Annotated in this window: 9 protein-coding genes and 1 pseudogene; 8 read left to right on the top strand and 2 right to left on the bottom strand. The window is 60.4% G+C overall.

What is annotated here, in order from left to right; translation table 11 throughout:
• The first annotated feature begins 272 nt into the window (after positions 1 to 272).
• From DDD63_RS04015 to DDD63_RS03995, 5 genes are all read left to right on the top strand, one after another.
• Positions 273 to 1,124, top strand: coding sequence for a TetR family transcriptional regulator (locus tag DDD63_RS04015; RefSeq protein ID WP_240611407.1), 852 nt, complete (start codon positions 273 to 275; stop codon positions 1,122 to 1,124).
• A 101-nt stretch (positions 1,125 to 1,225) separates the two neighbouring features.
• Positions 1,226 to 1,744, top strand: coding sequence for a hypothetical protein (locus tag DDD63_RS04010; RefSeq protein ID WP_108715295.1), 519 nt, complete (start codon positions 1,226 to 1,228; stop codon positions 1,742 to 1,744).
• A gap of 7 nt (positions 1,745 to 1,751) precedes the next feature.
• On the top strand, positions 1,752 to 2,909 hold the full coding sequence (locus tag DDD63_RS04005) for a hypothetical protein (protein WP_164505445.1): 1,158 nt from the start codon (positions 1,752 to 1,754) through the stop codon (positions 2,907 to 2,909).
• A 117-nt stretch (positions 2,910 to 3,026) separates the two neighbouring features.
• A complete protein-coding gene (locus tag DDD63_RS04000) occupies positions 3,027 to 3,359 on the top strand; it encodes a hypothetical protein (RefSeq protein ID WP_108715293.1) in 333 nt (110 codons plus the stop codon).
• Positions 3,359 to 5,752 carry a hypothetical protein gene (locus tag DDD63_RS03995; protein WP_108715292.1) on the top strand — a complete coding sequence of 798 codons (2,394 nt, stop codon included), beginning with the start codon at positions 3,359 to 3,361 and terminating at the stop codon, positions 5,750 to 5,752. Before DDD63_RS04000 ends, DDD63_RS03995 begins: the two co-directional genes overlap by 1 nt.
• Before the next feature lie 146 nt (positions 5,753 to 5,898).
• Here the strand turns inward: DDD63_RS03995 and DDD63_RS03990 are convergent, their stop codons facing one another.
• The gene (locus DDD63_RS03990; protein WP_108715291.1) at positions 5,899 to 10,386 is read right to left on the bottom strand and encodes an acyl-CoA dehydratase activase-related protein; all 4,488 of its coding nucleotides are present in this window, start codon (positions 10,384 to 10,386) and stop codon (positions 5,899 to 5,901) included.
• 406 nt (positions 10,387 to 10,792) lie between these two features.
• On the opposite strand from DDD63_RS03990, the gene DDD63_RS03985 reads away from it, so the two are divergent.
• The 3 genes from DDD63_RS03985 to DDD63_RS03975 all read left to right on the top strand — a co-directional run bounded on the left by DDD63_RS03985 (position 10,793) and on the right by DDD63_RS03975 (position 14,833).
• Entirely contained in the window at positions 10,793 to 11,434 is a 642-nt protein-coding gene (locus DDD63_RS03985) for a TetR family transcriptional regulator (RefSeq protein WP_164505444.1), read from the top strand.
• Positions 11,435 to 11,666: 232 nt separating this feature from the next.
• A complete protein-coding gene (locus DDD63_RS03980) occupies positions 11,667 to 13,988 on the top strand; it encodes an NAD(+) synthase (RefSeq protein ID WP_108715289.1) in 2,322 nt (773 codons plus the stop codon).
• A gap of 413 nt (positions 13,989 to 14,401) precedes the next feature.
• Entirely contained in the window at positions 14,402 to 14,833 is a 432-nt protein-coding gene (locus tag DDD63_RS03975; protein ID WP_108715288.1) for a GNAT family N-acetyltransferase, read from the top strand.
• An 87-nt stretch (positions 14,834 to 14,920) separates the two neighbouring features.
• Here the strand turns inward: DDD63_RS03975 and DDD63_RS03970 are convergent.
• Positions 14,921 to 16,028: pseudogene (locus DDD63_RS03970) on the bottom strand (GuaB3 family IMP dehydrogenase-related protein).
• Positions 16,029 to 16,085: the final 57 nt, after the last annotated feature.

The raw sequence follows: 16,085 nt of genomic DNA, 5'->3' as shown, positions 1-16,085 counted from the left end.
GCGTGTCAAGGGTCTGCCGCAGCGCAGATTCGCGTAACACGCCGACTGTGCATTAGTGGCCGGGTGCTGGGAGGCCGTAGGAGCAAGACTCCCGTCGGGTCGGTATCCTTGACATAGTCGCGAATGCGAGGACCCGCCGAAACTAAGGCCTGCGGAGGTTCCCGGTCCCTTTCAGCGGGTTCACATCCCGGGCATCAAGGGGTTTGTATCCCGGGCATCAACGGGTTCGCGTCGTGAGTCATCAGCGGGTTCACGTCCGGAGAGGGGAAGCCATGCCGAGATCATCTGCAGCCGACAGTGGCAAACGTGCCGCCACCCCGCGTGACCGCGTTTCCGCTGGCACGGTCGGCAAAGGCGCGGCGAGGCGCGGCGAGAGGGCAACTAGCGCCCAGCCCGGCGAGAGGGCAACCAGCGCTCAGGCTGGCAAGAGGGCAACCGGCGCCCAGCCCGGCGATACGCAGTTCACCGGCACTCCACTTGAGAGTGGTGCGCCGCGTCTCGGCCTGCGAGCGCGCAAGAAAGCTGCGACGATGCGGCATGTGCAGAGTGTTGCCCTAGAGATGTTCAAGAAACATGGCTTCGATGCGGTCAGCATTGAGCAAGTGGCCGACGCGGCGCTGGTCTCCCCCAGCACGCTCTACCGGTATTTCGGCACGAAGGAAGGGCTTGTACTGCACGACGAGTACGACGACCGCATCCGCGACTCGTTGAGTTCTTGCCTCGCAGATGGCCTCAGCCTGGCCGAGAGCGTGAACCGCGCACTGGAGGAAGTCTGGGGCGGTCACTTCGTCCAGGACATGGACGTGACTGTTCTCCGCACGCGGCTGTGCTTGGAGGTTCCGTCTATCCAAGGCGCGATGGCGCGCATCGTAAATGAAGAGGTCGACGCCATCGCCCGGGCGGCGGCGGAGTCTGGCCGCTGGGACTTTCCGACCGCCCGGGTACTTGCCTCGGGAGTGATCTGGGCAATTATTGCCGTATTGCGCAACTGGTACGACGGCGGCTTCACCACCAACCTACGTGAGGACATTGACCGATTCGTCACCATGTTGTCTGCAATGGAGGCAACGAGCGATCTTGGCGGTGGCAGCCTTGGAGCCGTGGATCTCGGGGCCTCTTCTTAGCCGTCGTCGATTCACTCGACGCCAGCGGGAACACGGTCTGACTGCCGGTTGACCATCCGTAACGCACGCAGACGCGGATGCCGCTACGATACAGGAGTCATATGCCCGCCTTAGAGCGGACGGCCACACTCGCCGGAATGGCGCGTTCATCGGAAAGGACAGCAGCACTCATGCGTACATGGATACAAGAGCACCGCTTGATGGCGGGTATTGGAATCGCGGTACTTGTGCCGGCTCTGGCTTTGACCATCGGCCTCTTCGTTCTATGGCTTCGTTCTCCCGGGCCCGACCCTGCGGTACTGGTTGACGGCGAGACGCGCACGTCGCCGTCGGGTAACTACACGGTGGAGTTCTACGACGAAGACATTGATGGGAAGCGCAACCTCTACCCGGCGATCAAGGATTCCGACGGCGAGGTGGTGTGGAGCGATGACGAACGCTACCAGATGAGTGCGCACCCGGTCCGAGTACTCTGGCAGGATGACGACGACGTCCTCTGGCTGATGTCCCGGGATATCGGCAACGCGCGGGTCATGCTGACCGACGGCCAGTGGGCGAAGGACCGGACGTGGACGACCTACCCCGCCAATGTACAGAAGATCGAGGAGGAGCAGCGGTGAGGGAGGCATGACATCTTTCCGCATTCGGCGTGCGCTGTTTGTGGCTCTTCCGATCATCGCGCTCGTCGCCGTGTTGCTGTGGCGTCCGTGGGAAAAAGACACACGCGTTGACGCTTTCTTCACTAAGGTCACCGGCGGCGGCGCCTACACCTGTGCGCTGACCGATGGCGGAGAAGTTTACTGTTGGGGTGCCTCTGAATACCTCGGGACAGGCTACGAAGGCAGTTCGGCTACCACACCTCAAGCGGTAGACCTACCGGTTACTATCGTCGACCTTGATTCGAGTTGGGATCACACGTGCGCGCTTGGCGCTGAAGGCTCCGTCTATTGTTGGGGTGACAATCACTTCAACCAAGTCTCCCCTTCCGAAAATCGAAGGCACCTTGTCCCCGTCAAAATCCATCTCCACGGACCTGCCAACGAGGTCTACGTCGGCCCCGGCACATCGTGTGCGGCACTCGAGGATGGTCTGCGCTGCTGGGGCACGAATGGATACAAGACGCTCGGCGCCGATCGCGGTCGAACTCTCAAAGAACCCACACGTGTTTTAGAAGGCAGCAGGTACCGCGACGTCAAGTTGGGCGGCGACTACTTCTGTTTTATAGACAGTGACGGCGCTGTCCACTGCCGAGGAGTTCGCAACTACGGCTGGCTTGGCGACGGTATCAGCGATCAGTCCGTCACCGACCCGGGAACGTGGGTTGACGTGGAGCTTCCCGCACCAGCCGAAGCGCTCTACGCAAGCCGAGCCCCATGCATCTGGATCGAATCCCAAGAAGGCATCTGCTGGGGAGGAACCACTAAAGACGACTACCTCCGTGGCGTCGTGCAAGAACCACTCCTTCCACGATCAATATCGCTCACCTCGCCGCTTGATGCACCTGCGACGACGTGGAGCGGACCGATGGATAACAGCGGACTCGATGCCTGCTCAATCAAACAGGGACGTGCACTCTGCCAAGCCGGGGATCCAGCATCAACAGCTGCACCCTCAACCCAGATAGACAGTGAGTTGACCAGCATGGTCCTCTCCTCCAACTCCGGCTGCGCCACCACCAAGCAGGGCGAGTTGTACTGCTGGCACACCAGCGGCAGAGTTCCACCACCGGAATTCGAACGTGATACTCCTCGAGCCGAGCCAATCCTCCTCGGCAAACCTCTATGATGCATACCACATTCCGCTTGCGGAGGTTTGGCTCAGCGCCTACACTCGGTGCCAGCAACACTCATCATGCATCGGTGCGGTTCTCACCAATCCGAGCACCGATAGTAAGGAGCGCAGATGTCAGAGCTTAAGTTCGACAGAGAAGCAGCGGGAATCCAACAGGCCAGCCATTGGAGCGACTCGCAGACCTTCGTAAACATTGCTGGCGGATACCGAGGATTGACATACGATTGCTACGAGGTCAAAGACAATGTTGTCAACAACTCTTCCACTCTTTCCGATGCTTGCGCATACTTCGTGAGCCTTATGAACACAGCCTGCCTAGAGTTCTCTGACGCGGCATCGATGCTGGGGTCCGGAATCAAACAAGGAGCCGACGACTACGACCAAACCGAAACCGAAATCACCGAGAACTTTGACTTTATGATGCTCGCGGAGGATGACGACTGATGCCTACCTTTTCTTCCACCGCCGCGAGCGAAGCACTCCCCCTACCCGAGAACAAGGTCGATTCCGTCGAACAACTGGGCAAAGCGATCACAAGTGCAGGCGAAGCCATGGGGGAAACACAGGTTGCCGTAAACGGATCAACAGTCACAACCTGGACGGGCGCGGCAGCCGATGCTCACGCCGCCTCCGCTACGAGCTTGCAGAATGCCATCAAGAAGGCCGTCAACCAGCATCCCACTGTTCAAAAGGCGCTAGACAACTACGCCGAGGCGCTTGGGACCGCAATCAGCGAAGTCAAGACCGCCCAAACAGACTGGGACAACGCAATCGACACCTATAACAAAGCGATACAGGGGATTGACGATTCGCTGCAAGCAGGAGAAATCAGCGACGACGAGGCAGCAACCAAGAAGGAAGTCGCGGAGACCACTGCAGCATTTGACCAAGCCGACGCAAAAGTCAAGTACACCCAAGCCCTTATGGCACTCGGCGCGGTTGCGCTCACTTCAGCAAACTGGGTGAACAGTGCTGCGGATAGCTTCATCCCGCGAGATCAGGCATCAACCACGGTCCCCGGAGCAACCACCACCACAACCGTCAATCGCAGCGGGGTGGAGTTTGCGCTCTTTGGCGATGACGATGGTATTCTCGGAGCGCAAGCCCAATGGAATCATGCTCAAACGGAAGCGGCAGAAGCCGCCGAGTTCTTTGACGATTCAGACCTGACCGAGCAAGAAGTCAAGGAATTTGTTGAGAAGTACGGCGACGAGTTTAACAACCCCTTCTTCGCGAACGCCCTCGCCGCGAAAGTAGATCCTGCGGACATGATTCGGATCTTAGAACAGACCGACGCGTCCTGGGAAGGCGCCTCAGAACTCAATGCCGGAGTCGGAACCATGGTCGTACTGGCCACTGGTGGCAACGATGCTTCTTCGGAGTACTGCAACATGTGGGAAATGAATAAGGGGGCCCTGCATTACTCGGACAGCCACAATTCAGTAGAAGAACAGCAGAAAGCTTTCGCAGAACAAGTCAGAGCAGCTGGCAATGCCACCTATGGTACCGACAGTCGGGACAATCCTATTTACGGCTACCAATGGCTTGGATCAGCACTAGCCGCAGCAGGCAGCGAGGCAGCAGGCAGCACAGGGCTTGTCATAGGCGATGGTTTCCTGAATGGCTATGACGACGGAAAACCGTCAATTGCCCAAGACATGCTCAAATGGGACAACGAGCATCTTCAAAGCGCATACGCTGGTGGCGTCTATTCCGCTCGCGGTTGTGATCCAGGAGGCTTCTTCGGCGATAGCCCCAAATCTGCGGATCCTGTCTACGCTCTTCTCACGCTTATGGACGGGCCTTCAGGAAGTGGGATCGATGCAGCGACTGCTGCAAGTATGAATGAGCAACGCATCTCAACTGTTCGAAAGTTCATGGCAGCGGATAGCCTCGTGACTGGTTCCGACGGAACACCTCTTAGTGTGACTGAATATATGACCGGGCACCGATTCGCACCGAACGATACCTTCACCGTCCGCAGGAACGGTTACGGAGAGGAAATCACGACTGACAATCCACAATACTGGGGTTACGCAGACCAAGGGATGGTGCTGGGTAAGATCATCGACGATGTGACCAGCGACACTTCCAACAGCGCTGCCCCGTATATTGTCTCCGAGTATCTCGATGGGTATTCCTACGGACTTGCCCATGAGGACTCCCAGTACAATGGACAGGATCGCTACGGGTATGAGAACCGCGGATTGCGGTCAGCATCCGCTGCGATCTTAGAAGAGTATGCTGGTGACCTAGCTATGAAACGGGCCACTGGTACATCAGGGGCTCACGAGGGAGTCTACGATCCTAACGACCAACGTTATCATTTAAAGCTCACAACGGAACAGACATCAAACCTCCGCAGTTCGGGATTCTATATTGACCTCGGCCACGATAAGGAAGCACTGAGCGGCTTGACGAACGCCACGATGGATCACTTTGCCGCCGACTATCACTCAGCAGCGCTAGCTGGTGACAGTACGGACCGCGTGCGTGATGGTTACAAAGGCCAGATGGACGACTATGTTCAAGGAGAGTACACCGCCAACGAACACGCAGTAACCAAAGACGACAACGGGCAGTTCAAGTATGACAGCACAGTTTTGGGGCTGGTTAAAACATGCGCAACTTCTATTGCCGATGAGATCCCAGTAGCCGGGCCCGTTGTTTCAAAGATAATCGGACTAGGCTTCGACACTTATGGCGATGCTTCCAGTACGGCGGAAGCATCAGCCGTTGATGCCGGCCAAGTCAGAGAGAATCTGAGGGGAGACGTGAGAGACGAAATCGACGCCCTTGGAGACGAGATCGATGAGCGGGTCGAACAGGAGAATTAAAGAAAGGATTCGTGCAAGCTACGCCTTTCCGCATTCCGCTAATCGCGACCACGCGATGGCTCGGAAAGTCCGATATTCGAGCGCGCTGCAAAATGACGGCTAACTCCGGGCGCTGCAGTCTTATTGTGCTGAACCTACACTTTTCCCTACCTCCGCATCATGGGCATGCCCAGCAGCACCTTTCCAGAGGCACGGTTCGGAACTGAGTCCCCGGCGAGTCCGCTAATCGGGCACGAACCGCACCCACCGCCCGCGTTCTCCGTTGGGTCGAACTCCGCATCCGTATCTTCCAGCCCGGCCTCGTGCTGCAGGAACGCCGTCGAGATCATCAACTTGATGCGGTTGAGCTGGTTGACCTCGGACGCACCGGGATCGTAGTCAATGGCCACAATATTGGCCTGCGGGTACTTGCTGCGCAGCGCGCGGAACATGCCCTTGCCCACCACATGGTTCGGCAGGCAGGCGAAAGGCTGTGCGCAGATGATATTCGGGCAACAGGACTCGATCATGTCCATCATGTCCGCCGTCAAATACCATCCCTCGCCGGCTTGGTTGCCCAGCTGCACAATCTCCTGTGCCTTGGTGGCAAGTTGCTGGATCGTCGCACCGGCCTCGAAACGCTCCGACAGCGCCAGGGCCCGCCGCGCCGGCTTCTCATACTGCTGCATAGCCCACAGCGCCAGCTTCTTGCCGTAGCGGCCGCGATTTGATCCTTCGCCAAGCACCTGGTATTTCCAGTCCGCCGTCACGAGCGAGTTGTGGAAGAACTGGGCCAGCGAGGGCAGTTCCGCCTCGCATCCCTCCCGCTCAATCACCTCAACCGCATGGTTGTTGGCATCCGGATGGAACTGCACGAGGATCTCCCCCACCATACCCACGCGCGGCTTGCGCGGAATATCCTGCAGCGGCAGAACGTCGAACTCCCGCACAATGCTCTTAATCAGCGCATGGAAGCCAATCCGCCTGCCCAAAGTGCGGGAATAGCCTCCCTCGGCGAAGTACTCGCGGCACACCGCATCCCACTTCTCGTACAGCGCCGTCGCGTTGCCCTCGATCTGGTATGGCCGGGTACGCAACAGAACCTTCTGCAACACGTCACCCAAGGTAATGGCCTTGACGGCATTGTGGATCAACGTCGGCGTCATGCTGAAGCCGGGGTTCTCCTCAATACCCTGCGCGGAAATCGCTATTACCGGGATCTGCTCATAGCCGGCGTCGCGCAAGCCCTTACGCAACAGTCCCGCGTAGTTCGTAGCACGGCACATGCCACCTGTCTGGGTGATGGCAACCGCAGTCCGGTCGGGATCAACCTCGCCGCGCAGAATCGCACTGATCAACTGGCCGATCACCACAATAGCCGGGTAGCAGGCGTCATTGTTGACGTACTTCAGGCCCACCTCGATATCGTCGCGTGAGGCCTTCTCCAGCAGTTTCACGTTGTAACCGCCCGCCCGCAGCGTCTCCGCAATCAGGCGGAAGTGAATGGGTGACATTTGCGGGCACAGCACCGTGTACCCGTCCTCGCGCATCTTCTTCGTGAAGGCCACACGCTGGTGGATATGCCCGGCCGTTGCATACTCGGCCTCGCCGCGCTTCCCCAGCGGTACGTCGTCGCCGGAACCTGCGGTGTCCACGGTCATGGACTCGGCGCGGTCATGCCGTTCCTCCACCGCCGCAGCCAGCGACCGCAGGCGGATACGCGCGGCACCCAGGTTGGAGACCTCGTCGATCTTCAGCCCGGTGTACACGTCGCCGCGTCCCTCCAGGATCTCGATGACCTGGTCGGCAGTGATAGCGTCCAGCCCGCATCCAAAGGACGTCAACTGCACCAACTCCAGGTCGACGTCGTCGCCCACGGTGGCAGCAGCTTCGTACAGACGCGAGTGATACGCCCACTGGTCGCGCACGCGCAATGGACGTTCCAACGCGCCCTCTACCATCGCATCCTCCGTCAACACCGCCATCCCCAGGCCGATAATGACTTCCGGAATGCCGTGGTTAATCTCCGGATCAAGGTGGTACGGGCGCCCGGCCAACACAATACCGCGCATATTATGCTCGCGGATGTACTGCAGCGCCTCCTGCCCCTTCGCCCGGACCTCGGCGTGGAAGGCATCCAGTTCCTCCCAGCCCTTCGCGCACGCTACGGCGGCCTCTTCCTCGGTCACACCCCACTCGGCGAAGACCTCGGCGATGCGCCGGGGCAGCACCTCCCGGTTCCGCAACGATAGGAACGGAGAAATGAAACGGATATCCGGCCCTGCCAGCGACTCCATGTTGTTGCGAATAACCTCGGGGTAGGTGGCAACAATCGGACAGTTGAAGCTGTTGTCTTGCCCGTTAGCGGTTTCCTGCTCGTAGGACACACAGGGGTAGAAAATCGTCTGCACACCCTTCTTCAACAGCGACTCGATATGCCCGTGCACAAGCTTGGCCGGATAGCACACGTTCTCCGACGGGATCGATTCCATGCCCTCCTCGAAAAGGTCATGGTTGGAACGCCCGGAAATCAACACCCGGAACTTCAACTGCGTAAGCACGGTGAACCAGAAGGGATAGTCCTCGTACATGTTGAGTACACGCGGAATACCGATATCACCACGGGTCGCCTTGTCCTCCGTGAGACGCCGGTAACCGAAGACCCGCTTGTACTTCCAGTCGAACATATTCGGAATCGGCGACTTCTTTGGAACGCGCTCCAGCGACGCGCCGCGTTCGCACCGGTTGCCGGACACATGCCGCTCCCCGGTGGAGAAGGTGGAAATCGTCATCTGGCAGTGGTTCTGGCACAGACGGCAGGTCTTCCGCTCCGTCGTCACCGTCAGTCCCTCCAGCTCTTCCGGTGAGAGCAGTCCGCACGGCTTCTCCGGATCGGCGGTGGCAGGATCATAGTGCATTTTGGCGGTGAGTGCCGCCCCGTAGGCACCCATCAGCCCGGCGATATTCGGCCGGACCACATGGCGCCCGGTGAGCAGTTCGAAGGCGCGCAGCACGGCGTCGTTTAAGAAGGTACCGCCCTGCACCACAACGGACTCCCCCAGGTCCTCCGGGTCCTTCAGCTTAATGACCTTGTACAAGGCGTTACGAACCACCGAGTAGGACAATCCGGCGGAAATATCACCGACGTCGGCGCCTTCCTTTTGTGCCTGCTTGACGGAGGAGTTCATGAACACCGTGCAGCGTGTGCCGAGGTCGACCGGGCTCTGCGCCTGCACGGCGGCAGCGGCGAAACTGCGCACATCAATGCCCATGGTCTCCGCGAAAGTCTGCAGGAATGACCCACAGCCGGAGGAACAGGCCTCGTTCACAGAGATGGAATCGACGACGCCGGAGCGGATGCGCAGGTACTTCATATCCTGCCCGCCGATATCGATCACCGAGGTAACACCGGGGCGAATATGTTCGGCGGCGCGGTAATGCGCCATGGTCTCGATTTCGCCCTCGTCCACACCGAGCGCAGTTTTCACCAGCCCTTCCCCATACCCGGTTGAGCAGGAGCGGACAATCCGCGCCGTGGGCGGGAGCTCTGCGTGAATGTGCTTGACGATATCAATGGCTGCCGCCACCGGGTCGCCCTCATTCGAGGCGTAGTGAGTGAAGACGATGTCGTCGTCGCCGTCGATGAGCACGGCCTTTATCGTGGTGGAACCGGCGTCAATGCCGAGGAAACAGTCACCGGTGGCCTTATCGGTGTCCTTGAAGGAAATCGCCTCTTGCGCATGCCGTTCGTTAAACTCGGCGCGCTCCTGTTCATCCGCGAACAGCGGACGCATACGGTGGGATTCCGCCCCCAGATGCTTGGTCGCCTCTAGTTTGGCGACGAGGTCGGCAAGGATGGCAATATCTGCCTTCTCCGCTAGTAGCGCGGCGCCTAGCGCCACATACAACTGCGCGTTATCCGGGGTGATGTACGTATCCACCTTGTCAAGGATGCGGTCGTAGGCGTTACGTAGTTCGGGCAGGAAGTGCAGCGGGCCGCCCAGGAACATGACATTGCCACGAATCGGGCGCCCGCAGGCCAAACCGGCCACCGTTTGCGTTGCAACCGCCTGGAAGATGGAGGCAGCGAGGTCTTCGTGGGCCGCTCCCTGGTTGATCAATGGCTGCACGTCTGATTTGGCGAACACGCCGCACCGCGAAGCGATCGGATAAAGCTGCTGGTAGCCGGCGGCCAACGTGTTCAGCCCGGATGCATCGGTTTTCAGCAGGGTCGCCATCTGATCGATAAACGCCCCGGTTCCACCCGCACAGGTACCGTTCATCCGCTGTTCCGGGGTGGGGTGCAGGTAGGTGAGCTTGGCATCCTCTCCGCCGAGCTCAATGATCACGTCTACTTCCGGATGATTGCGCCGCGTTGCCTCTGTTTCGGCAATAACCTCCTGTACGAAAGAAACAGACAGCGCATTGGCCACCGAGAGCCCGCCCGAGCCTGTGATGGAGGCGCGGACCCGTGCGCCGGGGAACTCGAAGGAGATATCGGCAAGTAGCTTGGCGAGTTCGGCTCGCACGTCGGCGTTATGGCGGCGATAGTCTTGGAACACCGGCTTGTCGCCGTCGTCGAGCATAACCGCCTTGACCGTTGTCGAACCGACATCAATTCCCAAGCGGTAAGCAATGCTCGTATTCATCCTCATCCTCTCCGTGGAGCGGCGCGCAGGGTAAGCTGCCCGATATCTTGAGAGTACGGCTTCGGGCATCAAATTTCTTCCCCGTAGAAACTTCAAATCCATCCGCTGGCAGACCCGCACTCTGCTAGGAAAAACCGCCCTTCGCCTACCAAAGACATCTCTACAACGTTGAAATATTGGGACAAACGGCCTAGGAATATCGGCCGATGACTCGGACGCGGTCGTTGGGAGGGCACGGAAGGCTACGAAGGAGAGGCCAAGGCCATGGAAGCGGTACGAGGGAGTATTGTTAACGCGAAGGCTAAGGCGGCGGTTGCAACCACCGCCCACGCCGCGGCACGAGATGGGGCACTTGCAGAATTCACACGGTGCCATACTCTGGACGCGGCAAAACAGCGCCTGCAGAATCGACATGAGTCCGCAGCTCGGTGACGTAAGAACAGGGGCGAAACAGGAGATGGAAAACGGCACAACCCGCGGCCCACGCGCAGCACGCGGCGAGATACGCGAGCGTCTGCTCGAAGTGGCGAAAGTCCAGTTTGCCACCCGCGAGTTCTCCGCCGTGACTCTGCGCGACATCGCGCGCGAAGCCGACGTCGACCCCGGGCTCATCTCCTACTACTTCGGCGGGAAAACCGGCCTCTTCCGCGAGGCGATGTCGCTGCCGCGTGACCCGACCACCACGGTACTCGACTCGCTGGGCGATAATTTGGAAGGTGCTGGCGCACGCGTGGTGCGGGCGGTCCTCTTACTGTGGGAGGAAGCATCCGCCGAAAACTCCGCCCGCCTGCTCATCGGTTCGGTGCTGGCATCCGACGAAACTATGACCACCTTCCGCGCATGGATTGACGAAGCGATTATCACGCCGGTTGCGCGACGCCTGAGCGGACCACATACCAAAAGGCGCGTGGCCGCCGCGACCAGCGTGATCTTTGGAATGCTCTCCGCCCGCTACATCCTGCGCCTCCAGCCCATCACATCACTGAATATTGACGATGTGGTTAAACTGTACGGCCCCTTGGTGCAACATCTGCTGCAGCCCGCGATGCGCTGAGTCCTCATCAGGGGCCGTAACCGGATGGCATCGGGGGGCCGTAACCACGCGGCGTCAAGGGCCATCACCAGGCGGCATCAGGGGCATTAACCGGGTGGCATCAGGGGCATTAACCGGGTGGCATCAAGGGCCGTAACCAGGCGGCATCGAGCTGCCGCAGCCCGCCTTCCACTGCGCCTGCCACGGCGTTCCTCATTACTACCGTGTCGGAGTACTCTGGCACACTTAGCTCATGGGCAACTTCTACTCCATCTACTCTCAGGGAATGGCGCGCGTAGCCGCCTGCACGCTGCCGGTCGCAATCGCTGATCCATGCGAGAACGCCCGCCGCAGCGCCGAACTGATCCGCAGTTTGGAGGGCCGCGGTGTGGCGCTCGCAGTTTTCCCGGAGCTCGGACTCACCGGCTACTCCGCGGATGATCTCTTCCTTCAGGACATCCTCATCGACACCACCTTGCAAGCCATCGAACAGTTGCGAGCCGAGTCGGAGAGCCTCTCCCCCGTCATCGTCGTCGGCGCTCCGATCCTGCACGAAAACCGCCTCTACAACTGCGCCGTCGTGCTACACCGCGGTCACGTACTCGGCGTCGTGCCCAAGTCTTATCTACCGAACTACCGCGAGTTCTACGAGAAGCGCCATTTCGCGAGCGGCGCGCAGACCGCCGGGAACTACATCACCCTGCCCGGGGTCAATATCAGCGCCGCGGACGGCGTGGACGCGTTACTGGCCGAATACGCTGTGCCGGATTCCAACCCGGCGAATGTTCCGGATTCCAACCCGGCGAATGTTCCGGATTCCAACCCGGCAAGTGTTCCAGCTTCCGTCCCGGCGAATGTGCCGGATTCCGGCACTGCGAGTGCTTTCGCGCCTCTGTTCCGCCCCGCTCCGGTTCCGGACGCGCTGAGTTACGGTTACCCACGCGAGTCTGTTCCCTTCGGCCCGGACCTGCTGTTCAGCGCCACGGATGTGGACGGTTTCGTTTTCCACGTGGAGATCTGTGAAGACATGTGGGTCCCGATCCCGCCGGCGGCGCGGGCTTCACTCGCCGGAGCGACAATCATCGCCAACCTCTCCGGCTCACCTATCACCATCGGGCGCGCCCATGACCGCGAGCTCATGATCGGCTCCTCCGCCGCCCGCTACAAGGCCGCCTACATTTACGCGGGAAATGGCCAGGGCGAGTCAACCACCGATCTGACCTGGGACGGGCAGACGGCCATCTTCGAGATGGGAACAAAGCTGGCTGCCGGTCCGCATTTTGCCGACGGCGCCCATGCCACCCTCGCCGATATTGATCTCGACGCCCTGCTGCAGGAGCGTATCCGTCAATCCAGTTTCGATGACAATCGCGCAACCTTCGGCATTTCGCGCACCGAAGCGGTCCACCGCGAGGACTCCGCCAGTGGCAAGCGGAACTCGGTATTTCGCACCATCAGCTTCCAACTTGCACCCGCGCACGACGACGTCGGCCTGCTGCGGCCTATTGACCGTTTCCCCTTCGTGCCCAACGACGCCGCCACCCTCAATCAGGACTGCTACGAGGCCTACAACATCCAGGTTTCGGCACTATGCCAGCGCCTACGCGCCATTGGCCAGCCGAAGATCGTGATTGGAGTATCCGGCGGTCTGGATTCCACGCAGGCGCTGATTGTGGCAGCGCGGGCCATGGACCAACTGGGCCGTCCGCGCACCGATATCCTCGCCTACACACTGCCCGGCTTTGCCACCTCGGATCACACCAAGTCCAATGCCTACCGATTAAGTGAGAGCCTCGGCGTCTCCTTCCAAGAGATTGATATCCGCCCCAGTGCGCGGCAGATGCTCAGCGACATCGGGCATCCCTTCGGACGCGGCGAGGAGGTCTATGATGTCACCTTCGAGAACGTGCAGGCAGGGCTGCGAACCGACATGCTCTTCCGTTTGGCGGGAGCGAATAACGCCATCGTGCTGGGCACGGGTGACCTTTCGGAGTTGGCGCTGGGCTGGTGCACCTTCGGCGTCGGCGACCATATGAGCCACTACAACGTCAACGCCGGCGTACCGAAGACACTGATGCAACATCTGATCCGCTGGGCCATCTCCTCCAAACAGTTCGACCACGCCGTCAGTGACACGCTGCAGTCGATTCTTGATACCGAAATCTCCCCGGAGCTCGTGCCGGCGCGCCCCGGCGAGGAAATCCAGTCCACCCAAGCAAAGATCGGCCCGTACGAACTGCAAGACTTCACTCTGTACTATCTGCTGCGCTGCGGCCTGCGGCCATCCAAGATCGCCTTCTATCAGTGGCATGCCTGGAGGGATGCAGAGGCCGGCAACTGGCCGAGTGGGATTGCTGTGGAAGATAGGCACGCCTATGAAATCGGGGACATCCGGCACTGGATGGAGCTCTTCTATCGGCGTTTCTTCTCGCAGCAGTTCAAACGTTCCACGCTGCCTAACGGCCCGAAGGTCAGTGCCGGGGGAACGCTTTCGCCGCGCGGCGACTGGCGCATGCCCAGCGATGCTTCCGACGCGATCTGGCTGGCCGATCTGGAGCGAGTGCCGCGCGGGTAGGGGCAGTTTGAAGCTCCTACCCGCATATTGCAATGGACGGGCTGTTCCACATCTTCGGAGACGATGTAGCAGCGCTTGCGCATGTACCTGCCTGTACATGCCGCGCAGGTAGGGGTACATGCCACTCTGAGCCGCAACTCAGGCAACACCCGCCGATACACAGCGCGCGGGTGGGGCACATACACGTCGGGCAGGGGTGGCGTCGGCTTCTCGACGTACACCACGCGGGTAGGGGTACACAACGCAGCATTGCCGCCCGTGACGAACTCGCCCACTCGGCTGGGACGCGCGAGTGGGTGCACATAAAGTGGGATGGTTGCAAAGCTGCTCACAGAGTTGCTGCAGTCGGTCGTTTGCGCCCACCGCACTCGCCGCCAAACGGTACTCTTGAGCCGTCAGAGGAAAGGAGACTCATGTCCGTCGAAGTCGTCACCGAATCAACCCCGGAACTCGCTGCAGCTATGAATAGACTGGTCCCCCAGCTCTCTCGTTCCACTCCACCCCTTTCCGAGGAGTATGTGCGGAGCATGGTGGCGCAGAAAGGCGTATATCTGCTTGTGTTCCGCTCGGAGGATGCGCCGGAGATTCTCGGCATGCTGACTCTCGCCACATTTGATATCCCCACCGGGCGTCGCGCCTGGATCGAGGACGTCGTCGTACACGAGGACGCCCGCGGTCAGGGAGCGGGGCAACAGCTGGTGGAGGCCGCAGTTTCGCTTGCACAAGAGGTCGGAGCGAAGTCGGTGGATCTGACATCGCGCCCCTCGCGAGAAGCCGCCAACCGCCTCTACCGCCGCTGCGGTTTCGTGGAGCGCGAGACCAATATCTACCGGTACCAGGGGTAGCGCTCGCGTCTAACTCAGGTCGTGGTAGTACCTAGCCGTCGAAGGGCCGAGTGCACGTTGTCCGGCTCTTCCACCATCCAACATTACTCAGCCGCCAACGACAACTTCAGCGCGCTGAAACTCCTTCACATCGGAATATCCGTTGGCCGCCATGGCGTGCCGGAGTGCGCCCATGAGATTCGTGGTGCCGTCGGCGGTGTGCGACGGGCCGAAGAGGATCTGTTCCAGGGGGCCGGCGGTGCCGACTTGTACCCGGTCACCGCGTGGCAGGCGTGAATGGTGTGCTTCCTGCCCCAGTGCCAGCCGCGGCCGGGTGCCTCATCCGCACGCGCAAGTGCGGTGCCCAGCATAACGCCATCCGCACCGCAGGCAATGGCCTTCACTACATCCCCGGCGGTCCCCACTGAACCGTCGGCCACCACGTGCACATAGCGCCCGCCAGACTCGTCCAAATAGTCCCGCCGAGCGGCGGCAATATCGGCGATCGTTGTCGCCATCGGTGCCGCTATACCAACGGTGCGGCGATTCGCGGAGGCCGCACCGCCGCCGTATCCAGCAAGTACGCCAGCGGCCCCGGTGCGCATGAGGTGAAGGGCGCCGGTGTAGGTCACCGCACCACCCACCAGGACGGGCACATCCAACTCGTAGATGAAGCGCTTGAGATTCAGGGGCTCCCGGTTGGCGGAAACGTGTTCGGCAGAGACCGTGGTGCCGCGGATAACGAAGATATCCACGCCGGCGTCGACGACGGTCCGCCACAGCTCCTGGGTGCGGCCTGGGGATAGCGCTCCCGCCACGGTCACCCCGGCATCGCGGATCTCGTTCAACCGCTCAGTGATGAGTTCCTCTTTGACCGGCTCCGCATAAATCTCCTGCAGGCGCGCGATGGAACTGCGCTGATCGAGATCGGCTATTTCTTCGAATAGCGGGCGCGGATCTTCGTAACGGGTCCACAGGCCTTCCAGATCGAGCACACCGACGCCGCCCAGGCGTCCGATTTCGATAGCGGTTTCCGGTGAGGTTACCGAATCCATGGCGCAGACAGTACCGGGATCTCCAGATGGTAGGCGTCCAACTGCCAGGAGGTGGTCACTTCCTGCACGTCGCGAGTGCGCCGTGAAGGGACAACGGCGATATCGTCCAGGGTGTAAGCGCGTCGGGCGCGCTTCGCTCGTCCAATCTCAACTTCGCTCACATGACCAGCCTACCCCTTGCCGGTTAGCCGGTTACAGCAGCATAGGCCCATCAGGCA

The sequence above is a fragment of the Actinobaculum sp. 313 genome, assembly GCF_003073475.1.
Taxonomy (GTDB): Bacteria; Actinomycetota; Actinomycetes; order Actinomycetales; family Actinomycetaceae; genus Asp313.
Note: the sequence above shows the minus strand (reverse complement) of the source record. Positions and strands in the feature narration are given on the sequence as shown.